Source organism: Flavobacterium sp., from assembly GCF_004295795.1.
In the GTDB taxonomy this organism is placed as follows: domain Bacteria; phylum Bacteroidota; class Bacteroidia; order Flavobacteriales; family Flavobacteriaceae; genus Flavobacterium.
In genome coordinates, this window is sequence record NZ_SEBR01000010.1 from 118,411 (window position 1) to 140,644 (window position 22,234).

A 22,234-nucleotide genomic window follows, 5' to 3' on the forward strand; every position below is an offset into this window, starting at 1 on the left:
ATTTTAAGGATTGACGATTATAATGCGAAAATACCGAACTAGCTATTGTTTAATATCTAGTGAGATCTAGATAACCATTTGTATTCCAGTAAATTTTATAGCGCTCGTTTGGGGTAATCTTGTAGGCTACTGATTTTCTTAGCGTAGTGATTTTAAAGTAAAGTTCCGCAACACTTACAAGATGACTGAATTTATAGCCATTTCTTAACTGAATTTCCTCCCAATTTATATTGTCGGTACTAATCAAATATCTTACTTCTTTGTCAGTCGTATTGCTTATAGGATAAGAGTATTTATAGTTGGCGCTTAAAGATTGGTCTACTAATGCAACAATCTCTAATCTTACATTCAATCCCTGCATAGCGTTGTTGTTTCTAAAACCAAAATATACTTTCCTGCCAATACACTCTTGACTGGCGAAACAGCAACTTACCCGATTCAACATACTTTTACATAAAGACCAATGTCCATCTCTTTTGTTTAGAAAATTATTAGCATCGACTACATTGTCAAAGATAAATGCATCGACTGAGTTATTATCGCCATTTTTAATGGCATACTTTGCAAATGAGCTTGTCAGCGAGATATTTGTGGAGCCGATTGTTTGCAATAAATCAAACAAAGAATTCGATAAAGCGTTTGAACCCTTTGGAGTAACCGAAATCCGATAAATATAGCCTTTGGTTTTTTCAGGTAAAGTTATTTCCGCGGTATTTCTTGTGTGGCCATTTATTGCAGAAACAGAATTTACCGTGAGAGTTTCATCAGTTACTTGGATAAGTTCTTGCGAAAATATTTTACTACAAATTAGGAATAGGAATACAAGCTGAAAGTAGAAATTTCTCATATGCTGGTGTAGGGTTTTCTTACTTTGTGGATGAATAAAAGTTTCGACCATAGTCCGAAATATATTTCATGAGTTGGCCAAATACCAGAATCTTACCTGAAGCCGTTTTTGACTTTGGGATAGGAGCACGCTGACTACTTATGTTTCTCTCAATTAGCCAACGCAAAGCGCACATAAATACAAAATCTCGGACACGGTATGATTTTAGAATAGAAATTATTTATTCCATTGCTTTTTGACAAATTCTAGCAGTTTATCGCGCATCACAATGTCACTTGCTTCTTTAAGCCTGATGATTTTCTCGACTTTCTGAAAGCTCGACTTTTGTGTAAGATCGTGCTTCTTCATAAATTCCTTAATGAAGTGTACCACCTCATATTGTTCTCTTTTATTGACTCTCTCCCTGTCTCTTGCGGCCGTGTAATTCGGATCGTCGCCCGGGGTCGTCGTGTTTTCATAATCTTGATTGACAAGATCAGATTCATCGAAATCTACCATAGTTCAAATTTTATTTTTCCAATATTAACCCAATAATTACTAGTAGCGTTACGGAAATCCGTAACTGGTAGTTCGTAATGAATTATTTAAGATAATTTCCAAACAAGGTTCGAGGACAACAAAAGTGAATTAATCCGAATGACTATTGTAAAGTCTCAGTTCTGGCTTGTTGCCTAGTCACAAAATCAGGATTTTCAAAAATGGTGTCGAACTTTTTGGGTGCAGTTCAAAAATGTGTGAAAAGCATAAAATCCTAAAACTCACACAAAGTCTACCAAGAAAGTTCGGAGAGCAAAAAGCCAATAAAAGCAAGTGCGAAAAATGTCCGCATGAAAGCAACGGCTTATAAGAATTCGACGACTTAGGAAATCGAAAAATGGCGGGTTTCAAAGAAAGACTTCCGGTCTCGAAAAAGCCGCTGAGCGAAAGGAATTAGGAAAGAATTTCTGACGCAGCCTTTACTCCACGACGGCCAAAAAGAAATACACCAATGAAAGCGCAAATGAAACCAAGCCCAGAATCAGACAAGATGTATTTAAATCGGGGCCCGAAACTGAAAAAGCGAGTCCAGACAAAACAAAGCCCGATGCAAATGTGATCGCTGATATTTTTAAGTATTTATTCTTTCTGCTGTTTGGCTTCATTTTTTCCTAACTGTGTTCAAGTGCCATGAATTGTTTTTGACCATGTCCATTGGAATAAGTCTTGTCCGTAACAACGGTTGCCGTAATCAGCGGGCTGTTGGTGTGACTCAATTAAGGTCAACAAGAATCAAAACGCTAAAGCATCGATTTCCCAACAAGTTCCTCATAAATGCCATTGGCCGATTTTTTCAGGAATGTGGACGGACCAAACTGCCCTCTTACTCGAAACTCTCCTTTCCAGACTTCCTTTTTAGTGCTCGTATCGATGCCGACGATCTCGTATTCGAAGTCCTGCAACGCTCCGTCAGTGAACATCATATTTGTCGGGCGTAAAATCAGCAACAGATCTTTGGCGTCTTCCTTGATTTTGGCATTTATCGTCTCCTGGATTTGCGAATCCTGATTCAATTTCAGGCCTTCTTTTTCATTTTCGAAAGTGATTATCTCGACTTTCTTTTGGTTTGAGGCGAAAATTTTGTCGAGCTCTTCCTTAAGGTTATTGATGTAATTTTTGGTCTCGAACTTGCGATAGGGCATAACGAAGATCACGTTTGTGTAGGACTTTTTCTTGTTGGTGTAATCTACGATGGAATCTTTTTGGACGCCGCAGCTTATCAAACTCAGCAGGAAAAGGATCGGTGTAATTTTTTTCATGTTCGGTATTGGTTGGTTGGTTGGAATGCTTTTTGGCATCGGTAATCAGATCATTGCTGCAAAATCCTTTGATCGATGAAATTGCCTGTCGCGGACGAATTTATGTAAAAAGGCGATGTCTTCGTACACGAAAGTTGAGTAGTCGCACCCTGCAATCTATTCAGTATCACTCCCGAAATTTGAATTTTCCAAACACGGCATCTTTCCTGACTTTCAAATCCGCATTGTCATCAGGATTTTTTGCGTCGGATGCCAAACACAACTGCATCAGGTTTTTGGTTGCGCCGAAAGTTATGCCTTTTGCAAGGACATCTTCAGAACTGCGATACTTGTCGAAATAAGGCACGATTATCTCTATTATTTTCTTACTCAGATAGTCGGCAAACAGCTCGAATTCTTGTGTGATCTGGTAGTAATTTTTGAGCTTGGGCGCTAAATCCTCGATGCGCGAACCCGAAATAGGCTCGTAGTTTTTGACGAGAATATCGGTGTCGTAAATGGAAATCACGGCAAATTCCGTTTTCATGCTGTTGGAAGAACCGCTCCACGAGCCTCGCGAATCCAAGTGGATCAGGTGGATGACATCATTCGATTTTCGGATCAGTTTCCGTCCGAATTTCTGGAATCCGAAAGGCGCAAGGTTTGCAGCGATGACATTCTCGATTGTTTTTTTGGCTTTTGCCAGTTCGGCTTTTTCGATAGGCTTGTAGTATTTAAGATCTTCCCAATTCATTTCTTTGGACATTTTGATGTAGGCGGCTAACCTTGTGGGCGACTCTATTGAAATTTCAAGGTTGTAACCAACGATAAACCACTGATTTTTTTTGCTAAAATTACAAAAGAACTACGTTTTCTTATTTCGACTTTCTGTTTTCAGCATGAATTTGTTCAGCGCTTCGAAGAAATTATTCGAATCGTCCCACATAGGAAAATGGCTTCCGTTGGGACAAATGAATATATCCACGTTTGCATTCTTGCTCATTCGTTCCCGCATTTTCACATAATAGGGAGGCGGAATAAAATCGTACTTTCCGCCAATGAATAAAGTCGGGATTTTTATTTCGATCAAGTAGGCGTTGAAATCTGTTGCACTGATGCTGTCGGTAAAACCGAGCTCAGACATCAGCCTTCCGGTAGAATGTTCTTTTGACAGCGAAAGTGCTTTCGGCATCGGATCAGCGACCCGAGCGTAGTGTTTTTTCAGCATGATCGGCCAAGCTTTTTTTCGTATCTGAAAACCCAAAGCTTCAGGACTGCTGAAATCAGTGAATTTTCCTGTGAATCCGAATCTCAGCGAATCGGCATACTTCGCAAATTCAGGAATGTCGTCCAAAATATCGGCGTAAAGTTGCGTTTGATACTTCTCCAAGATATCGTCCTTCTCATTGATGTTGTTGCAAAGAACCAATCCTTTCAAATGAGTTGGATATTTCGCAGCGTAGGCTTGCGCAAGTTGGTTGCCCCAGGAATGTCCCAAAATGTAGAACTTGTCCAAATGAAGAGACTGGCGCACTTCTTCGATGTCGTTTACAAAGTTTTCGACAGTATAAAGTGTGCTGTCTTTCGGGATGTCGGAGAAATAAGTGCCAAGTTGGGAATAAAAGTAAACCGTGTACTTTTTTCCCAGATTTGCGGGGAAGTTTTCAAAGTATTCCGGAGATGTTCCCGGACCGCCATGCAAAAGAAGCAGTTTTATTTTACCTGTCCCTGATTTTTTCGTCCAGACCTTGTATTTTTTATCGCGAACCAAAATGATTTTTACGCCATCGGCTTTCCTGGATTCGACAAAAATCGAATCTCTTTGCCTTGATTGCAGAATATCCGTTTCTTGAGCGAATCCATTTTCGGACAAAAGGAATAAGAGCACCCATAAAATGCGAAACTTTCTCATCGTGTTCGAGTTCTTGTGTTTGATGCAAGTTAGGCCTAAAATTAGTTTGGTTGATGGAGTCGCAGCTTTTCCTACTTCTTTTTTCCAACAATTTCGGCTTGTATCCTTTCGATTTTTTTGATGTCACTTGGCCAAAGCAGCAGCGAACGAACTCCCAATTTATGCAGCGTTTTGGGCTCGACATTGTTTTTTAAAGCCCATCGGATCCATTTCGAAATCATAAACGACCAGTAAATCCAAGCAACCAAAGCTCCGAGCATGATGCAAGACGACGCGTTCAAATTGGTGAATGAGACGAGCGCGAAAAAGGAAGACAAAAGGATGATCATTACCGGAATATTGATCCAAAAGTAGCCTTTCCAAATGATTTGATATGACGATATTTTGTTCATGATTTTGTGTCTCAGATTACTTTCTCACCAAAGCGCCGTTGCGATAATAATACTTGCGCTTTCCGACCCTTAGGTAATTTTTCTCGAATTTGGCAACCCTTTCGCTCGCGGGAACGCCGTCACTGGTGACAAACATGCTACTTCGGGTCGTAAGTTCCAACATTATCAATTTATCGAAATCAAAAATAACGTAGCCTTCGTAAGATCGGTAATTTAACGGGATGGCACACGTTGGACAGCAATAAGTATTCTTGAGGAATTTCAGGATCAGTTCTTTGTTTCCAGATTTGTCCAAACCGATGTGTTGTCTATCCAATATCTGAAGATACCCTGAACACTGATTTCGGGGATCACCGATTTCCTCTAAGGTGCGTCGGTTGTTTTGGGATAGTTCCGAAAGCTTGTAAACATCATATCCGTTGGAAGTCGCGATTGCAATCGAAACCGAAAAATTGTCGCTCACCAAAAAACTGTATGGGTTTGCTATTGTGTCAATTACTTTGAAATCCTTCAGTTGTTCCTTCGTTATTTCAAATTTGGAATTTTCGACGCTGGAGAATTTCAGCTCTTTCGTGTCCGGGAGTGGAAATGGATACAATTTATTCTGTCCGAAACAACAGCAAAAACTAAAAATCAGGAGTATGGAAAACGTCGATTTCATAAGACAAATCTGTGACTTCAAAATTTATTTCAAAACTAACCTATTGTGATTATAGCGATAGTTCCGCCCTTTAATTTTAACGTAGTTGTTCCCAAATTCAATTTTGAAATTTTCAGCGTTTTCAAGATAGTCCAATTGTTGCGCTAAACTTGTCGCATCAAAATTTATCAGCTTTAAAACCTGGAGTTTATCAAAGTCGAATAGCAGATAGCCGTTTGTTGTGTGCGCTTGCGATTGGTTGCAATTTGGACAGCCGATCGTTTGATACGAAAATTTCAGCACCAATTCTGCACTTTTGAAATTGTCGAGCTTTATTCTTTCTAGCGCCTTTATCTTGAGTTTAGGTGCCGACATTATGTCCAGATGACGCAGTTTGCCTGGATTTAAGGTATCCGAAACGCGATTTCCGACAGCTTGATGGTCAGAAAACAACTCATAAACTTTGAACGTTTCACTGTCTTTAACCGCAATCGAAATTGTCCCGATGCTGTTGTCGAAATCCTGAATCAGATAAACTTCCGGGTTTGTTATGGCGACTGCGATTGGCGCTGTTTTTTTGTCCGAATAAACGTCAAGTTTATTGATTGTGTCAATCAGTTTATAGTTTCCGATGTCGGATGCTTTTATTGACTTCATTGATTTTTCGACACTCCGGAAAAGAAATTCCTCGTTGCCATTTGTGGAAGTCGATTCGCTGATAGTCTGACAATACAAACTATTGAAAGCAACAAAGAATGCCAGTAAAAACGGAATTTTTTTCGTCATGACACAAAGCGGCTGGTTTTAGCATTATTATATTCACCAAACTCGAAGTACACATATTTGTTTTTACTTTGGCTAAAAGCACCAATAGACAAAATCAAGAGCAGAACGCTAACAACCTTTCTTGCAGAAACTCGCTTTTTCCATATGGATTTTAGATTGAATGCATTTAATCTTGCTGTGTCGCCGTTGCTGATTTTTAGTTTCCTCATTTTCATTATGTCTGTTGGAATAAATCGGTTTAACGCTGAGTAAACCTATTCCTGAGTATTCGATGTATATAACAGGGATTTTACTTGAAAGATGTAATACAAAGAATCACTTTTTTGCTCAATCAAATAATATTCATATTTAGAAGTTTCCAAAAATCTCGAGGTTAACCTTGAATCGGCAAACTCTTCAAAATTCAACAGCATGTTTGACCCGAGTAGTCTGTCCTTTGTTGCCTCGTCGACAATTTTTGGTAGTTCACATATTGCTTTAAGTGACTGTGAATAGGGATACTCAATGTAATAGGAATACTCTTTTTTATTCGCATCAAAAGTTTTGCTAATCGTGGTAATTGTTCTAAAACCTTTATTCTGAACATCAAAACTAAATTTTATATACCGATGGCTTTTTTGTCCAACTGCCGTCAAGAAAAGTAGCAGAATCGAACTAAAGGCAAGTCTTCGTAATATTTGTAGCATAGTTGGTGTAATTATCGTATTCAATAGATTGACTCGGGTATTGATTCATATAATCCGTAAACGCGGGACTATTATGTAAACCCGTCATGGCGAGGTATTTATTAAACTTTGTCCAGCTCCAAGGTAACGAAACTCCGTTAACATTTATTGCGGTACTAGAGAGCTGATTTATCGTAGACGGCGAAATTAAACTTGGATAGATTTCATTCAATATTTGTTGCATCGCGGGCACTAAATTATCAAACATGAATGAATGCTGACCCTGATTGTAAAGAACACCGCCTGAATTAGTGAAAATAGTACAATTAGGCTCTTCTAAATATCCTGTTAATTGTTCAAGTGTAAGTCCCTCTAAAATTGGTAGATTTTGAGTAGTCTCGCCAATTAACATATTCAGTTGTGCATGAATCATTTCGTGCATTATAGTTTTGACAAGGTAAATATTTGAAAGAGCAGAAGTTCCATCTAAGAATTTTTTTTGAAATTTTATCGTTGTCGAAATATTATTGTTGGCATCTGCTGTTGTGCTTGTAATTGCAATTGCATTTTGATGTGGTGAAGGAAATGATGGTACAACCTCGAACTTTAAATTTGCTTTAGTTCGAGTTCCTCCAAATACGTTGTTGTATAATCCTTCAAAGTCGCACGAGGTCATTAATTTTGTATACAAGCAACGGAAACGTTGTCCTTCAGGCGTTGCGTTGTCAATGAGGGAAAAATCTATTAAAGCTGGTGAATCCATCGATAAGAAAAAATCGACGTTCGGCTTATCACATATTTCTCTAAAAAGTTCTTTTGCTTTTTCCTGTTTCTCGGCAACTGTCAGGGATGCGTCACAACTCGGGGTGTCGCCCTCACTTAGAATTTCAGGGTAGGCTAGAGAAGCTATATAAGCCCGAATGTCTTGCTTCTGTTTATTGGCGAGACCGTTGTAGCATTCCTCGTCTTCCTCACTTAAGTTGTCAAGGAAGTCCCTGACCATTTTTTTGCCCGCATCTTCTTGCGTAATTACGGTAATTGTTCCATTATTGTTACCAGGCCCTCCATAGCCACCTTGAGAATTATGGGTTGGATTGTTTATAGTGAGTATTGGTCCGCCATCTGTATCGCATGGAACCAGAGAACTTGTTACTGTCCAATAAATCGAGGGAGACCATTCGTTGTGTGAGTAGTACCAACAACTGTTAAAATTAGATAGATTATGGATTCCCTCTGGGCAAATAGTATTGTTGACCTGAACCCAACTATCTTCATAGCAGTTTCCATTAAAGTAATATTTCCCTGTAATGTCCTTTATGAAACTTAGATTTTCAAGTTTAATTTTCGACACTTTACCGCTGAGGTCTACGTATTGATTCGTCTCAATCAATTTTCTTTCCTCTTCGCTGAGTTTATATTGATATAGCAAACTTTCGTAAACGTCGGGAGCGAGTTTGCTTATGACCAAATTCTCCAAAAGATTTGGGTCGGGCTTCGCTCGAAGCACTTTGAAGGTGTAGGAATGATAGTCGCCTTTCTCTACAAACGTTCCATAGTCCATATCAATGCAGAAATCATTGATGGAGTCGTAAACGACATTCTTTCCTGTGCGGCTTTGCGGATTGAGGAGCTTGTCCACCACAGCCTGATTTTTAACATCGTCGATTGTAATCCTCTTAACGGTCGCCTTGCTCTCATGCCGATGATTGGAATTGAGTGATTCTTCTTCACTACAACCAATGCAAGCAGCCAACATCGCAACAAAATAAATTAGCTTTGAGATTCTCATACTGTTTACTTATTGTATTAAGTCTCAAAGCTAACGGTCTTAAAATAAATAGGGTATCCCTTGCTTTAGGGATATTTAAAAATAGTGAAACTTATCAATGAAGTATCAAATACCGTTGTTTAAGCTGAGACGTTTCCAAATCTCAACGGCCGTCCCGGATCTCCGGACATCCAACTTGCTCCCTCTATTCAAAACGACGCGAAATCCTCCAATCCGGATACGTTTTCCCACGATTTGGAAACGCGACAGGAAAATCCAAATACGACCTTTGTGATCTAAAATGACTACAAATGAGCAAGACAATATTCATAACAGGCGCGTCCTCAGGTTTGGGAAAAGCCAGCGCCAAATTGTTCCAGTCGAAAGGCTGGAACGTGATCGCCACTATGCGAAATCCCGAAAAGGAAACCGAATTGACCCAACTCGAAAACGTCACGGTTTTGCCGTTGGACGTAACCGATGCGACCCAAATCGCCGAGACCGTATCAAAGGCGATTTCCGTGCACGAAGTCGATGTCGTATTCAACAACGCAGGTTACGGGCTGATGGGCGCGCTCGAAGCGTCTACCGACGAACAGATTGTACGTCAACTCGACACGAATTTATTGGGCGTGATTCGCGTAACACAGGCGTTTCTGCCGCATTTTCGTGAAAAACGGAGCGGACTTTTCATCAGCACGACCTCGATGGGCGGATTTCTTGCGTTTCCGTTGCATTCTATTTACCACGCGGCCAAATTCGGGGTTGAAGGTTGGTCGGAAAGCATGTCTTTTGAACTGGCTTTGCACAACATCGGGATCAAAACCATTGCGCCTGGCGGAATCGCAACCGATTTCCTGAACCGCTCGCTCGACCGAAATCTGCATCCGGCTTACAAAAATCTCGAAGACAAATTGTTTGCCGCAACCGTAGCTATGATGGACGCCGCCACATCTGCCGAAACGATTGCCGAAATCGTGTACGAAGCTGCAACTGACGGCAAAGATCAAATTCGGTATGTGGCCGGAGAAGATTCAAAAGCGATGTATGAACGCCGATCGGAACTTGGGTCGGAAGCTTTTCGCAAGGAAATCAAGAAGCAGTTTTTGGATTGAATTTTTAACAATTTTAACAGATTTTCTGTAGCCGAACGGGTCGACTTTTTCGTAGGGAAATGCACCAGCCCCTCCCCATAGAGCAAAGTTCGGAAATCCCGGAATACATCGTTTACAGAAAATCTGTAGTTTTTGTTAAATGGAGGTGCAACAAATTTGAGGATCCATTTTACAATTAGATACTTCGAGACCGCTATTTATGATTTTTACAGATTTTCTGTAATTGGGTTTGTCAGGTTTTTTGTAGGGAAATGCACCAGCCCCTCCCCATAGAAGCAAAGTTCGGAAATCCCGGAATACATCGTTTACAGAAAATCTGTAGTTTTTGTTAAATGAAGGTGGGATACGTTTAAAAATCCTATCCTATCCCGATAGCTATCGGAACCAAATCCCAAATTCCAAATTCCAAATCTCAAATCTCAAATCCCAAATCTCAAATCCAAAATCCAATCCAGATCGCTATCGGGACCAAATCTCAAATCCCAATCCGATATACAACCGCGCTTGCGCATTAATCCCTAACTTGTAGCATGAAAATTATTGCATCAATTTCAGAGAAACACCGCCTCGTCGGCTTGCCCGAACCTGCGCATCCGCTTGTGAGCGTGATCAGAATTTCCGATGTGCACTTTGCGGATCCTGAAATCTGGAAGCATTTTTCGGTCGATTTTTACTGCATTTCACTCAAGAAAAACGTCGGCGGAAAAACCAGATACGGCCAAAAATATTACGACTACGACAAAGGCGTGATGACGTTTATCGCGCCCAGGCAAGTGATGTCGCTCGACGAATCCAAAACCCAAATTCGAATACCGCCGAACAAAAACCAACAGCACTTGCCCATTAATTCCTAACTTGTAGCATGAAAATCATTACATCAATTTCAGAGAAACACCGCCTCGTCGGCTTGCCCGAACCGATGCATCCGCTTGTGAGCGTGATCAGGATTTCTGACGTGCGCTTTGCGGATCCTGAAATCTGGAAGCATTTTTCGGTCGATTTTTACTGCATTTCGCTCAAGAAAAACGTCGGCGGAAAAACCAGATACGGCCAAAAATACTACGACTACGACAAAGGCGTGATGACGTTTATCGCGCCCAAACAAGTGATGTCGCTCGACGAATCCCAAACCGACATTCTGCGTCCGGCCTCGGGTTATGCGCTTTTCGTACATCCGGATTTTCTCTACGGACACGCACTCGCAACCGAAATCAAGAACTACGGATTTTTCTCGTACGCGATCAACGAAGCCCTTCATTTATCCGAAAAGGAAGAAAAAGACGTAGCCGATATTTTCGAGAAAATCGACCGCGAATACCAACACATCGACAAGCACACGCAAGGCATTATTTTGTCGCAGATCGAGTTACTGCTCAACTACAGCAACCGATTCTACGAGCGCCAGTTCATCACGAGAAAAAAGGTGAATCACGACGTTTTGACCAAGGTGGAATCGCTTTTGGACGAACATTTCAGCAAGCCAAATCCCAATCTTCCAACTGTCGAATTCCTCGCCAATCAACTACATCTTTCACCCCATTATCTCAGTGATCTTTTGCGCTCCCTTACCGGACAAAGCGCGCAGCAGCACATTCAGCAAAAACGCATCGAGAAAGCCAAGGAGTATCTGTCGCTGACGAATTTGTCCGTGGCCGAAATCGCGTATCAATTGGGATTCGAATATCCGCAATCGTTCAACAAGCTCTTCAAGCGCAAGACCAATTTGTCGCCTTTGGCCTTCCGTCAAACGTTCCATTGATTTTTTCTTCGGATGGATTTCAATCCTTTAGCGATTGCCAAGAGATTTGCCCGAATTTTCCACCGCCACGCGATACTCCGGGTCGTCGGCAAAATTCACATCGATCACGGCTTCGGCGTTCTGAAGCAATTTGCGGCAATCCTCGCTCAAGTGTTTTAAATGGACCGTCTTGCCCAAAACGCGATATCGTTGGGTAAGTTTGTTCACGGCTTCAATGGCAGACATATCCGAAATGCGGCTTTCCCCAAAATCGATCACGACAGTTTCCGGATCGTTCGCCACGTCGAATTTTTCGGTAAAAGCTGTTGTGGAAGCGAAAAAAAGCGGCCCATAAATATGGTAGTGTTTTACGCCATTTTCGTCCACGTATTTTTTTGCGCGGATGCGTTTTGCGCTTTCCCAGGCAAAAACCAAAGCCGAAACAATCACGCCAATCAACACGGCGAGCGCAAGATTGTGCAGGAAAATCGTAATTGCGGCCACCAGAATTCCCACGAAAATATCCTGTTTCGGCATTTTGTCGATGATCCTGAAACTCGACCATTCGAACGTTCCGACGGCGACCATCATCATCACGCCAGTCAATGCGGCCATCGGCAATTTCCCGATAATCGGGGCACCGAACAAAACGATGCACAAAATGGTCAGCGAGGCGACGATTCCCGAAAGTCTCGCCCTGGCTCCGGCGCTCAGATTTACGAGCGTTTGCGCGATCATAGGACAGCCGCCCATTCCAAAAAAGAAGCCGTTCAGCATATTGGCCAAACCTTGCGCCAAACTTTCGCGATTTCCGTTTCCTTTCGTGTCGGTGATTTCGTCGACGAGATTGAGCGTCAAAAGTCCTTCGGTCAAGCCGACAGCGGCCATAACGATCGCATAAGGCGCGACAATCGACAGCGTATCGAAATCCAAAGGAATATCCGGAATATGAAAAGGAGGAAAGCCGCCGGAAACCGACGCAATGTCGCTGACGGTTTTCGTATCGATGCCAAAAATCAGCACGACGGCAAAAATCACTACGATCGCTACCAACGATGCGGGAATGGCTTTTGTGATTTTCGGGAAAACCAGAATGATCAGAATCGTAAGCGAAACCAATCCCAACATGGTAAAAAGAGGCGTTCCGACGAGCCAATCAGCACCGTCCGAAGTCTTGAACTGCGTGAGTTGCGACATAAAAATGACGACGGCCAAACCGTTGACGAATCCGTACATCACAGATTGCGGAACAAGCCGGATGAATTTCGCCAATCTGAAAAGCCCGACGATTATCTGAATCACTCCGGCGAGCACTACCGCGGCAAAAACATAATCGATGCCGTGCGATTTCATCAGTGCGATGAGTACGATTACCGTTGCACCTGCGCCGCCTGAGATCAATCCGGGTCTTCCTCCGAAAATCGCCGTGACCAAACCCATGATAACAGCGGCGTAAAGTCCGGTCAATGGAGGGAATCCGGCCAAGATCGCAAACGAAAGCGATTCGGGCATCATCGTCATGGCTACGGTCAATCCGGCAAGAATCTCGTTTTTGTAATTGACTTTCTGTTTGAAATCGAAAAGGTTGAGGTAGGTTTTCACTTGCGGAAGTTGTCAGGATGAAATCGGATGCAAAAGTAGGCTATTTCACAACTTGTACCGATTCGATTTTTGAGCCGTACAAGCAAGCAATTTGAGCCGGACGGACAAACTACAAACGCGATTGACACACGAACTTTGTCTTATCAAAAACTTGAAAAATGATACAGAAAATCAATTTGGGAAATAACGGTCCGCTGGTTTCGAAACTCGGTTTGGGCTGCATGCGGATGTCGCCGGTTTGGGGAAGCGCGCCAAGAGACGAAAACGAGAGCATTGCAACGATTCACGCGGCTCTCGACCACGGCATCAATTTTATCAACACGGGCGATTTTTACGGATCGGGTCACAACGAAATGCTTATCGGGAAAGCGATCAAAGACCGAAGAGATGAAGCGTTTATCAGCGTAAAATTCGGCGCGATTTTTTACAACAACCAATGGATCGGTCTCGATTTGCGTCCGATAGCGATCAAGAACTTCGTCAACTATTCACTAACGCGACTCGGAATCGACACGATAGACCTTTACCAACCTTGCCGAATGGACGCAAGCGTGCCGGTAGAAGACATCGTAGGAACGGTTGGCGAATTGATCAAGGAAGGCAAAGTGCGGCATTTGGGCGTGTCCGAAATCACGTCGGAACAGCTCAGGAAAGCTAATGAAACGCATCGTGTGACGGCACTCGAAATCGGGTATTCGTTAGCCGACAGACAAATCGAAAGCGACCTGCTTCCAACGGCAAAAGAACTCGGAATAGGAGTTGTCGCATTCGCCAACACGGCCGAAGGTTTGCTCACGGGAAATCTCAAAGCGCCGCTCGCTGCCGATGCTTACCAAAACCACTTTCCGCGCTTCCAGGGCGAAAACCTGATCAAGAATCTTGAGAAAGTGGAGTTGCTCAAAGAAATGGCTTCCGAAAAAGGCTTTACGCCAACGCAACTCGCCATCGCTTGGGTAAATTCGCAAGGCCAACACATTGTTCCGTTGGTCAGCATCAACAGCAGAGCGCGACTTGCCGAGAATTTGGCAGCGATGGAAATCAGTTTTGCAAACGAAGAAATGAATGCGCTGAACGAACATTTTGCCCCGGGCGCAATCTTGGGAAGCACTTATTTACAGCGTTAGAAAACAGCCGGGCTTGTCTCGGCTTTTTTTATCTTTAACCTGAAAACCGATCCTATGCAAAATCCGAACGAGATCATTCCCGGCGTCATTTTTTATTCCTATCTGTCGACGGTTCGAAAGGACAAAGTCGGATTTTTGGGCCATAACACTTTGGTGATGCAAGTTGCCGGACATTTTACTTTGGAAACGGCCAACGAAAAGATCACGATGACGAGCGGAGAATTGCTTCTGATACGGAAAAACCAACTCGGAACGATCACAAAAACGCCGTTGCCGGGACAAGACTACCAAACGTTCGTGCTGATTTTACAAGATAATGTGCTTCGGAAAATCGCCCACGAAGAAAAAATCGATTCGACCCAAAAGTATCACGGCCCGCCCAATTTGCTTATTCCGAACGACGATTTCATCAAGGCGTTCTTCCAGTCGATCGTGCCTTACATAAACGCTTCGGACAAAATCACGGCCGAAATGGGCGAAGGCAAGGTTCGCGAAGCCGTGCGATTGCTGTTGCGCTCGAATCCGAGACTTGCGACCTTTTTGTTCGATTTTTCCGAACCACATAAAATCGACCTCGAAAAATTCATGCTCAGCAATTACCATTTCAACATGAGCGTCGAAAAATTCGCCCAACTCACCGGACGCAGTCTCGCCGCTTTCAAACGCGATTTCAAAACGATTTTCGGAACGTCGCCCAGGCAATGGCTTCAGGAAACGCGATTGAATCAGGCGCGCCAATTGATCGAGCGCAAAAAAGCGAAACCTTCCACATTTTACCTCGATCTGGGTTTTGAGACTTTGTCGCATTTCTCGCATTCGTTCAAGAAAAAGTTCGGGATCGCGCCGAGCGAATTGCTGGTGTAATTTCAAAAAAGAGCGTCGGTCGTATTTGCGTAAGCCTTAAATTTGGCTTTATGACCGAATTCATCCGCTACATAAAATCCAATTCGCAGATTTCAGATTCCGATCTTGTTAAAATTCTCGCTTCCGCGGATGCGAAGACATTCCAGCGCAACGAATTTCTGCTTGAGCAAGGACAAATTTCGCGCAACAAGATTTTCGTGTGCAAAGGACTTTTGCGCAACTTCGGTCTTACAGACGACGGAAGCGAACACATTTTGCAGTTCACGCCCGAAAATACCTGGACGCTTGACGTGGAAAGTTACGACAACGGAACGCCCGCGCGCTACAACATTGCCGCAATCGAGAAAAGCAATGTTTTGGTTTGGGAAAAGTCAGACTTCGACACATTGCTCCATGAAATTCCCGAGTTCAAAAGTTTGTCCCAACAAATCATCTCGCGCAACATTTACTACAGCCGACAGCGCATTCTCACGGCAATAAGCGCTTCACCAGAAGCCAAATACGAAGAATTCGTGACTCTTTTCCCGAGTTTGCTTTCGCGTTTGCCGCTTCACATGATCGCGTCTTATTTAGGCATGTCGGTCAAAACCCTTACGCGGATCAGACACGCCCAATTGCACAAGTGATTGTGGACAAATGACCACGTTTTTCGGCATGCGTTTCGGCAACTTTGTACTATCAAAATGACAGTATTATGAAAGTATTCGTTACCGGAGCTTCGGGATTCGTTGGCTCCGCAGTTGTAAAAGACCTTTTGGAAAACGGACATCAAGTGCTTGGTTTGGCGCGCTCGGAAGAATCGGCCCAGGCTTTGGAAAAGGCCGGAGCCAAAGTGCACCGCGGCAATATCGAAGACCTTGAAAGCCTCAAGTCTGGCGTATCTCAAGCCGATGCGGTGATCCACACGGCGTTCAACCACGATTTCAGCCGATACAAATTGAGTTGCGACGAAGACCGGCAAATTATCGCGGCTTTGGGCGAGGCGATCGGGAATTCGGGCAAACCTTTGGTCGTGACTTCCGGCGTCGGATTGTTGAGTTTGGGAAGGATCGTGACCGAGGACGACAGCGTCCCAAGTTCTGAGATCGTTCCAAGAGCCGCATCCGAAGAAGCTGCGATCGCGTTGCAACAAAAAGGTGTCAATTGCTATATTTTGCGCCTTCCGCCATCTACGCACGGCATCGGAGATCACGGTTTTGTCGCGATGGTCGCCGATATGGCACGAAAGGCAGGCGAATCGGTTTACGTTGGCGACGGACAAAATCGCTGGCCGGCCGCTCACCGTTTCGACGCGGCTTCGATGTACAGGCTTATCGTCGAAAAACAGCCGCAGCAAAAGATTTTCCACGCCGTTGCCGAACAAGGCGTCGCATTTGGGGAAATCGCGAAAAGCATCGGGAAAGAACTCGATTTGCCCGTCGTGAGCCAAGACAAAGCCAGTGCCGAGGCACATTTTGGTTGGTTTCTACATTTCGCGTCCATCGATTGTCCGGCTTCGAGCGAGAAAAGTTCCGCGACTTTGGGTTGGCAACCGAAACACATCGGTTTGCTTGACGACCTGAATTCCGGAGATTATTTCTGATTTGACCAAAACCCCAAAAACCTCGCTTGACCGGCGAGGTTTTTTTTTGCAAATATGTCAGGTTTGTTTGTTGAGCCAGCCGTTTATGAGCCAAATCGACGAAATGACGTCTTTGGGAATCGAGAAATCGTCATAGGTAGGATTTTCAGATTGCAGCAGAAAATTCGAGAAAGGATTTTCAGGATCGCGGCGGATGTACTTGAGATATTTGCGTCCGTCCTCGCACACGATTCCGTAAATCTGTCCGTATTCAAGGTGTTGTCGCCAGTTCGCGATATTGGTTCCGAACAGAATGCTTCCGCTCTTGATCTTGCTTTCCATGCTGTCGGAATACGTTCGGAACGCGGTGCATCCGGCGAACTCGGGAATGTCCATGAAATAATCGGGACGCAGCGACTGGATTTTTTCCGAGACAAGATTGTCATCTGCGAATTCGGAATTGAAATACGGAACCAGCGTTTTTTTTTCTTCGGTTTCTGTCACTTCATCCAATAGTTGTCGCAGCATGACTTGTCGGCTTTCGGGAATGATCGAACCTTTTTCATATTTCACGATCGACTCGCGCGTGATGCCGATTCTTTGGGCGAATTCAGCTTGGGTTTCCTTGAGTTTTTTGCGGATGAATTTTACGTCTTCGGCGGAAATGTCTTGTTGCATGGCGGAAATAAATTTATTAACAAATATTCTTTTTTTGTGAATTATCAATCATTACTTAGTACATTCGCTGTAACGATTATCGCGAAGATAGCCATTTGGCCTGTATCTTTCCTCACTGCAATCACCTCATTTTTACACAACTTAATCGAATGTACATGCAAGGGCATGAGCGACATATCGGGCGCAATATCAGTCGTATACGCGAACTTCTCGGCATCAAGCAGGAAACATTGGCTTTGTCTGTGGGATTGAGCCAGCAGTCGGTTTCCGTAATCGAGAAAAATGCTTTCGTAGACGATGAAAAAGTGTTGCTGTTCGCAGATGCGCTGCAAGTGAGCCCGAACGTGCTGAAGAATTTCGACGAAAGAAAGCTGCTCGACTATTTCGACAAACTAGGAAATCTGTCTGTAGAAAATTCGATTCCGATAGCGCAAAACGAGCTTTTTCATCGCCTGCTGGAAGCTTTCGAGGCAAACAATAGGCTGCACGACGAGAAATATTCTTTGTATGAGCGTTTGTTGGAAACGGAAAAGGAAAAAATCCGCTACTTGGAAACCATCGCCAATTTGCGAGGCCAAAACAGTAAAAGTGCATAGAAGCCGCAAAACGTTTTGTTAAGATTTCGCTTTTGATTGTTTTGTGTTCTTCCGCAACCTAACTTTAAGAAAAAACAGTGTCATGGGCTTGAAAGTAATCATTACCGGAGCGACGGGAATGGTCGGGGAAGGCGTACTTCTGGAATGTCTTCGCAACGAGAAAGTGTCGCAAATCACGATCGTAAACCGCAAAAAATATGAGTTGCAACATCCGAAATTACAGCAATTGGTCGTATCCGATTTTTCAAAACTATCAGAATCTTCAACCCAAATCGAAGGCTTCGACGCGTGCTTTTTCTGCGCCGGCGTAAGTTCGATTGGAATGTCCGAAGAAAAATACACCAAAGTCACTTATGATCTGACGCTCGATTTTGCGAAGGCATTTATCGCGGCAAACCCGAATTCGGTATTCACCTACGTCTCGGGAAGCCACACTGACAGTACCGAAAACGGCAAGATCATGTGGGCGCGCGTCAAGGGAAAAACCGAGAATGACCTCATGCGCATGCCGTTCCGAGCCGTTTTCAATTTCCGTCCCGGCGTGATGCTTCCCACGAAAGGCCAGAAAAACTGGAAAACGGTTTACAAATGGATCGGAAATGCCATGCACTTTTTCGCTCCGAAACAGGTTTTGGGAATCGATGAAGTCGGGAAAGCGATGATAAATGCAACGCTCGGCGGCTTCCAAAAACACGTGCTCGAAGTGCCTGATATTAGGATTTTGGCCAATTCGCGCTGAATTCCCATCGGATTTTGAAATCGGCTAGAAGAAAACCCTCAGAAACGCGCTGAAAGTTCGGCCAAGAGACGAAATGTTAACTTGTTGGATCGTCGCGTCGACTTGGTTGATGCGATAACTTCGGTTGATTTCGGTGGTTCGGTCGAAAATATTCTGTACCGATGCGCCGATTTTCACTTTGATTTTGGACGAAAGCTGGCGGCTGAAACTTCCTGAGAAGTTCGTCTGCAAATAATCGTCGAGTTGGCGTGCATTCGGCTTTGCGTACGCGATCGCGAGGTTTTGGTTCGCATCGAAAATCGGGATTGGAGATGTTGTTCCCGTGTAGTATTTTCCCGAAAGCCAATTGGCGCCAAGCGCAAACTGCCATTTCAGATCGTCATAAACCGCTCCGAATCGAAGCGCGTTCGGAATGCTGTAAATGTTGGGAAATTCGGTAGGTGTGAACGAATCGAAGTGATACTGATTTCTGTTGAACTGATAGTTTAGCCAGGCCGTGACGTTCGTCCATTGCTTTTGGGCGAGAAATTCGATTCCGTACACGCGATATTCGCCAACGGCGTCGGCAAACTCGAACTGGTTCTGGAAACCTTGGCTGCGACTCGTGATATGGCGCACTTTCTTGTAAAAAGGTTCGGCAGAAAGCAACCAGCGATTTTTTTTGTACGACACTAGAAACGAGGTTTGCGTGGACGTGATCAGCGGCGTTTCGAGATTGTCGGCGACCGTCCACCGCTTTTTTTCGAGTCCGAAGAAATCCTGCTGCAAGTCTACGGTTTGTTGCACGCTCTGGCTTTTGAGTTCGCCCTGAAGCGAGAATTGCAGGTTTTTGTTCACGTCAAAAGTCGTGACGATTCTGGGTTCGGTCCTGAATCTGTCCAATGTCTGAAAATAATTCTGACGGATTCCGCCAAAAAAGAACCACTTTCTCCACTGGAATTCCGCTTGCAGAAACAAAGTGTGAGCTAGCAAAAATCGGCTTTCTTCCTCTTTCATGCCCAAATTGTCGGCGTTGTGGTCAACGACACTTGTTTCAGACAAATGATAACCTGACTTAAAAATGAGATTTTCGCTCGCCCGAAAAGTATGGCGCGCGGTAAGACCTTTCTCGACGATCACGTTTTCCTGCCTTAAATTGCGTCCGTTATTGCCGATCGATCTGTCGTCTGAATCCACTCTGTAACGTGTTCCGAAAACAGACAGACTGCTGTGATGGCGCGCATTCCAATCGGTTCGAAAAACGGCATTCGCGGCCAAAGATTGCTGTTTTAGCTCGCTTTCGTCGTTGCGGATCGTGTCCGAAGAAAGACTTTGGTACAACTCAAGTTCGTTCTCGATGAAAATTGCGTTCACCTGAAGCTCTGATCGCTCGCCAAATTTCTGTCGGAATTGTCCCGTGAAATCATAGAAATAGAATTTTTCTCCGCTTCTGTAATCGACTTGTTCGTCCAGGAAAAGGTTGGTGACTTTGGTGTTCTGGAAAATCCTTTTTGAGTAGCTGTTGTACGTTGGCGTGTTGTAAAAATCTGTTGTCGAACGGCGTCCGCTGAACTGGAAACTCGTTTTGTCGGACGTTTTGAAAGCCGTGTTGAAATCAAAATTGAGCATATTCACGCCAATCGAATTCTCGTAATAACTGCCGGTTTCAGGCAAAGTCTCGATCAGGACCGTTCCCGAAACCGCATCGCCATATTGGGCCGGCGTCGCGTTTTTGTAAACCGTTATCGAGTGCGACAAATTTGGGTTCAAGGCCGAAACGAGTCCGAAGAAATGTCCGGTCTGGAACAATCTGATGCCGTTCCAAAAAAACAGGTTCTGGTCGTGTGTTCCGCCGCGAATCGACAAGTTCGAGATCGTCTCGTCGAAACTTACCGCGCCCGGAAGTTGCTGCATAGTCTGGAAAACGTCAGGTTCGGTCAATCCGGGAAGCAAACCTGTACTTTTGGATTGTATGTTGAAACTGCCATTCTTGAGTTGCCTTATGCCGCGCGTGAGCAAATGCGAAATGGTCACTTCCTCAAGGATTTCGCGTTTCATGTCGAGCGCGATTATCGGCGGCGTTTTTTGGCCTTGCATCTGGAATTCGCGGGTTTCGTATCCGATGAAAGAAATCGTGAAAACAGCAATCGTGTTCGCGCAGAATTTTCCGTTTTCATCTGTTTGTGCCGACATTTTACCGGAAGTCACCGACGCGAACGGCAAAGGCATTTTGGTTTCGGAATCGATTACGGTCACGCAAAAAACAAGTTCGGCCGATTCTTTGCGAATCACGACATAATCTTCGGACACGAACTCACAGACGAGATTCGTTGCTTTCTCGATTTCCGCTACTTTTTCTTTGAGATCTCCATCCGATTTCGGAACCAATGAAACGCCCGAAATGTCTTCATCAATGAATCCGAAATGGACTTTATGTGTGGTTTCGAGTTGTTTCAGATACTTGCGCAATGGGATTTTGCCGACCGGTTTTTGAGCGAGAAGCCCGCATCCGAACAGCAAAACCAAAACACGAAACCCAATTTTGAAACCCAATTATTGCATTTTTAGCGTGTATTTTCCTTTTTCGGTCTCGACGCGTTTGACTTTGAAAGCACTTTCGACGATCTGTAATGCCGTTTCAAGATTGTCTGCCGGCAAAACGCCCGTGAACGTTTGTTCGATGTGCAGTTTCGAGTCGATCCTGATGTTGTAGACGCGTTGCAATTCGGCCGTCATCTCGTGCAAAGATGCGCTATTGAAACTGATTTTTCGGTTCATCCAATTGGGTTCGGCCTCAGAAACTTGCGATTCGATCCATTCGCCGTTGGCAATCACGAGCGATTCGCCTTTGGTCAAAATTACGTTTTTGCCGAGCTGGTCGACAGAAACCTTGCCTTCGAAACACGCGACTTCCATTTTGCCGTCTCGCGATTTCACGTTGAATTGCGTTCCCAAGACCGATACGATTCCAGTAGGTGTGTAAACCGAGAATTTCTCGCCTTTCGCGACCCGAAACCAAGCTTCGCCTTCCAGGTTGAGGTTGCGGTTGTGTTCCCAACTGAATTTCCTGAAGTTCAGCGATGCGTCCGAATTTAATGTCACTAGAGAGCCGTCGGGCAAAGTGATGTTCTGGAATTGGGCGTAACCGGTGCGAAATTGTGCCGACTGCGCGAACGTGAGCCAGTATCCGACGCCAAGCAAAAGCACGATCGAAGCCGCGGCCGAAACCCAGATCATCGTCTGTCTGAACGAGATGACTTTGGGAGCGATTTTTTCTGCCGATACGATTGTGTGCAACATTTCGGGCTTTTCGTCCAAAGGCGTTTCGAGAGCTTCGGTAAACAATTTTATCTTTTCGTACAGATCGAAATCGGGCGATTTTTTCATTTCGGCAATTTCGGTTTCGCTCAAATTCCCATCGAGAAAGTGGGCGAGGTGATTTTCTTTTTTCAT

22 protein-coding genes are annotated in these 22,234 nt (G+C 44.1%); 9 read left to right on the forward strand and 13 right to left on the reverse strand.

From position 1 onward, the window contains the following. Positions 1-49: 49 nt before the first annotated feature. From EOO49_RS10325 to EOO49_RS10365, 9 genes are all read right to left on the reverse strand, one after another. Positions 50-847: a hypothetical protein gene (locus tag EOO49_RS10325; RefSeq protein WP_290845339.1), complete on the reverse strand. Its 798-nt coding sequence runs from the start codon at positions 845-847 to the stop codon at positions 50-52. Between the two features lie 216 nt (positions 848-1,063). Further along, on the reverse strand, positions 1,064-1,345 hold the full coding sequence (locus tag EOO49_RS10330; protein ID WP_290845341.1) for a hypothetical protein: 282 nt from the start codon (positions 1,343-1,345) through the stop codon (positions 1,064-1,066). A 779-nt stretch (positions 1,346-2,124) separates the two neighbouring features. Next, positions 2,125-2,643, reverse strand: coding sequence for a hypothetical protein (locus EOO49_RS10335; protein WP_290845343.1), 519 nt, complete (start codon positions 2,641-2,643; stop codon positions 2,125-2,127). A gap of 166 nt (positions 2,644-2,809) precedes the next feature. Next, the gene (locus EOO49_RS10340; protein ID WP_290845345.1) at positions 2,810-3,376 is read right to left on the reverse strand and encodes a hypothetical protein; all 567 of its coding nucleotides are present in this window, start codon (positions 3,374-3,376) and stop codon (positions 2,810-2,812) included. A 111-nt stretch (positions 3,377-3,487) separates the two neighbouring features. Next, the gene (locus EOO49_RS10345) at positions 3,488-4,534 is read right to left on the reverse strand and encodes a proline iminopeptidase-family hydrolase (protein ID WP_290845348.1); all 1,047 of its coding nucleotides are present in this window, start codon (positions 4,532-4,534) and stop codon (positions 3,488-3,490) included. Between the two features lie 71 nt (positions 4,535-4,605). Then, positions 4,606-4,926, reverse strand: coding sequence for a hypothetical protein (locus EOO49_RS10350; protein ID WP_290845350.1), 321 nt, complete (start codon positions 4,924-4,926; stop codon positions 4,606-4,608). Between the two features lie 16 nt (positions 4,927-4,942). Further along, positions 4,943-5,389, reverse strand: a complete 447-nt coding sequence (locus EOO49_RS10355) for a hypothetical protein (RefSeq protein WP_290845352.1) — start codon at positions 5,387-5,389, stop codon at positions 4,943-4,945. A gap of 222 nt (positions 5,390-5,611) precedes the next feature. Next, positions 5,612-6,223, reverse strand: coding sequence for a hypothetical protein (locus EOO49_RS10360; RefSeq protein WP_290845354.1), 612 nt, complete (start codon positions 6,221-6,223; stop codon positions 5,612-5,614). Between the two features lie 783 nt (positions 6,224-7,006). Then, positions 7,007-8,806, reverse strand: coding sequence for a hypothetical protein (locus EOO49_RS10365; RefSeq protein WP_290845356.1), 1,800 nt, complete (start codon positions 8,804-8,806; stop codon positions 7,007-7,009). Positions 8,807-9,096: 290 nt separating this feature from the next. Between EOO49_RS10365 and EOO49_RS10370 the strand changes: the two genes are divergently transcribed. The 3 genes from EOO49_RS10370 (at position 9,097) to EOO49_RS10380 (ending at position 11,659) form a co-directional block, all read left to right on the forward strand. Continuing rightward, the gene (locus tag EOO49_RS10370) at positions 9,097-9,900 is read left to right on the forward strand and encodes an SDR family oxidoreductase (protein ID WP_290845359.1); all 804 of its coding nucleotides are present in this window, start codon (positions 9,097-9,099) and stop codon (positions 9,898-9,900) included. Positions 9,901-10,430: 530 nt separating this feature from the next. Continuing rightward, complete coding sequence (locus EOO49_RS10375) at positions 10,431-10,754, forward strand: hypothetical protein (protein ID WP_290845361.1); 324 nt, start codon at positions 10,431-10,433, stop codon at positions 10,752-10,754. Positions 10,755-10,762: 8 nt separating this feature from the next. Next, complete coding sequence (locus EOO49_RS10380; RefSeq protein ID WP_290845363.1) at positions 10,763-11,659, forward strand: AraC family transcriptional regulator; 897 nt, start codon at positions 10,763-10,765, stop codon at positions 11,657-11,659. A gap of 27 nt (positions 11,660-11,686) precedes the next feature. On the opposite strand, the gene EOO49_RS10385 is transcribed toward EOO49_RS10380, so the two are convergent. Further along, positions 11,687-13,240, reverse strand: a complete 1,554-nt coding sequence (locus EOO49_RS10385; RefSeq protein ID WP_290845365.1) for a SulP family inorganic anion transporter — start codon at positions 13,238-13,240, stop codon at positions 11,687-11,689. 158 nt (positions 13,241-13,398) lie between these two features. On the opposite strand from EOO49_RS10385, the gene EOO49_RS10390 reads away from it, so the two are divergent. The 4 genes from EOO49_RS10390 to EOO49_RS10405 all read left to right on the forward strand — a co-directional run bounded on the left by EOO49_RS10390 (position 13,399) and on the right by EOO49_RS10405 (position 16,810). Then, positions 13,399-14,364: an aldo/keto reductase gene (locus EOO49_RS10390; protein ID WP_290845367.1), complete on the forward strand. Its 966-nt coding sequence runs from the start codon at positions 13,399-13,401 to the stop codon at positions 14,362-14,364. A 54-nt stretch (positions 14,365-14,418) separates the two neighbouring features. Further along, complete coding sequence (locus EOO49_RS10395) at positions 14,419-15,228, forward strand: AraC family transcriptional regulator (RefSeq protein ID WP_290845369.1); 810 nt, start codon at positions 14,419-14,421, stop codon at positions 15,226-15,228. Positions 15,229-15,278: 50 nt separating this feature from the next. Then, the gene (locus tag EOO49_RS10400) at positions 15,279-15,854 is read left to right on the forward strand and encodes a cyclic nucleotide-binding domain-containing protein (RefSeq protein ID WP_290845371.1); all 576 of its coding nucleotides are present in this window, start codon (positions 15,279-15,281) and stop codon (positions 15,852-15,854) included. Between the two features lie 68 nt (positions 15,855-15,922). After that, positions 15,923-16,810 (forward strand): SDR family oxidoreductase, encoded by an 888-nt coding sequence (locus EOO49_RS10405; protein WP_290845373.1) that lies wholly within the window; start codon positions 15,923-15,925, stop codon positions 16,808-16,810. Positions 16,811-16,867: 57 nt separating this feature from the next. Here EOO49_RS10405 and EOO49_RS10410 read toward each other — a convergent pair whose 3' ends face one another. Further along, on the reverse strand, positions 16,868-17,467 hold the full coding sequence (locus EOO49_RS10410) for a helix-turn-helix domain-containing protein (protein WP_290845375.1): 600 nt from the start codon (positions 17,465-17,467) through the stop codon (positions 16,868-16,870). A gap of 149 nt (positions 17,468-17,616) precedes the next feature. On the opposite strand from EOO49_RS10410, the gene EOO49_RS10415 reads away from it, so the two are divergent. Together EOO49_RS10415 and EOO49_RS10420 are read left to right on the forward strand one after the other, a co-directional pair. After that, positions 17,617-18,063, forward strand: a complete 447-nt coding sequence (locus EOO49_RS10415; RefSeq protein WP_290845377.1) for a helix-turn-helix domain-containing protein — start codon at positions 17,617-17,619, stop codon at positions 18,061-18,063. An 82-nt stretch (positions 18,064-18,145) separates the two neighbouring features. After that, complete coding sequence (locus EOO49_RS10420) at positions 18,146-18,802, forward strand: NAD-dependent epimerase/dehydratase family protein (RefSeq protein WP_290845379.1); 657 nt, start codon at positions 18,146-18,148, stop codon at positions 18,800-18,802. Between the two features lie 24 nt (positions 18,803-18,826). Here EOO49_RS10420 and EOO49_RS10425 read toward each other — a convergent pair whose 3' ends face one another. Together EOO49_RS10425 and EOO49_RS10430 are read right to left on the reverse strand one after the other, a co-directional pair. Continuing rightward, positions 18,827-21,334 (reverse strand): TonB-dependent receptor plug domain-containing protein, encoded by a 2,508-nt coding sequence (locus EOO49_RS10425; protein WP_290845381.1) that lies wholly within the window; start codon positions 21,332-21,334, stop codon positions 18,827-18,829. After that, complete coding sequence (locus tag EOO49_RS10430) at positions 21,335-22,234, reverse strand: FecR family protein (RefSeq protein WP_290845383.1); 900 nt, start codon at positions 22,232-22,234, stop codon at positions 21,335-21,337.

Bases quoted from the DNA above. Each gene is read 5' to 3' on its own strand.
- EOO49_RS10325 (WP_290845339.1), bottom strand. From the start codon at position 847: ATGAGAAATTTCTACTTTCAGCTTGTATTCCTATTCCTAATTTGTAGT.
- EOO49_RS10330 (WP_290845341.1), bottom strand. From the start codon at position 1,345: ATGGTAGATTTCGATGAATCTGATCTTGTCAATCAAGATTATGAAAAC.
- EOO49_RS10335 (WP_290845343.1), bottom strand. From the start codon at position 2,643: ATGAAAAAAATTACACCGATCCTTTTCCTGCTGAGTTTGATAAGCTGC.
- EOO49_RS10340 (WP_290845345.1), bottom strand. From the start codon at position 3,376: ATGAATTGGGAAGATCTTAAATACTACAAGCCTATCGAAAAAGCCGAA.
- EOO49_RS10345 (WP_290845348.1), bottom strand. From the start codon at position 4,534: ATGAGAAAGTTTCGCATTTTATGGGTGCTCTTATTCCTTTTGTCCGAA.
- EOO49_RS10350 (WP_290845350.1), bottom strand. From the start codon at position 4,926: ATGAACAAAATATCGTCATATCAAATCATTTGGAAAGGCTACTTTTGG.
- EOO49_RS10360 (WP_290845354.1), bottom strand. From the start codon at position 6,223: ATGAAGTCAATAAAAGCATCCGACATCGGAAACTATAAACTGATTGAC.
- EOO49_RS10365 (WP_290845356.1), bottom strand. From the start codon at position 8,806: ATGAGAATCTCAAAGCTAATTTATTTTGTTGCGATGTTGGCTGCTTGC.
- EOO49_RS10370 (WP_290845359.1), top strand. From the start codon at position 9,097: ATGAGCAAGACAATATTCATAACAGGCGCGTCCTCAGGTTTGGGAAAA.
- EOO49_RS10375 (WP_290845361.1), top strand. From the start codon at position 10,431: ATGAAAATTATTGCATCAATTTCAGAGAAACACCGCCTCGTCGGCTTG.
- EOO49_RS10380 (WP_290845363.1), top strand. From the start codon at position 10,763: ATGAAAATCATTACATCAATTTCAGAGAAACACCGCCTCGTCGGCTTG.
- EOO49_RS10390 (WP_290845367.1), top strand. From the start codon at position 13,399: ATGATACAGAAAATCAATTTGGGAAATAACGGTCCGCTGGTTTCGAAA.
- EOO49_RS10395 (WP_290845369.1), top strand. From the start codon at position 14,419: ATGCAAAATCCGAACGAGATCATTCCCGGCGTCATTTTTTATTCCTAT.
- EOO49_RS10400 (WP_290845371.1), top strand. From the start codon at position 15,279: ATGACCGAATTCATCCGCTACATAAAATCCAATTCGCAGATTTCAGAT.
- EOO49_RS10405 (WP_290845373.1), top strand. From the start codon at position 15,923: ATGAAAGTATTCGTTACCGGAGCTTCGGGATTCGTTGGCTCCGCAGTT.
- EOO49_RS10410 (WP_290845375.1), bottom strand. From the start codon at position 17,467: ATGCAACAAGACATTTCCGCCGAAGACGTAAAATTCATCCGCAAAAAA.
- EOO49_RS10415 (WP_290845377.1), top strand. From the start codon at position 17,617: ATGTACATGCAAGGGCATGAGCGACATATCGGGCGCAATATCAGTCGT.
- EOO49_RS10420 (WP_290845379.1), top strand. From the start codon at position 18,146: ATGGGCTTGAAAGTAATCATTACCGGAGCGACGGGAATGGTCGGGGAA.
- EOO49_RS10430 (WP_290845383.1), bottom strand. From the start codon at position 22,234: ATGAAAAAAGAAAATCACCTCGCCCACTTTCTCGATGGGAATTTGAGC.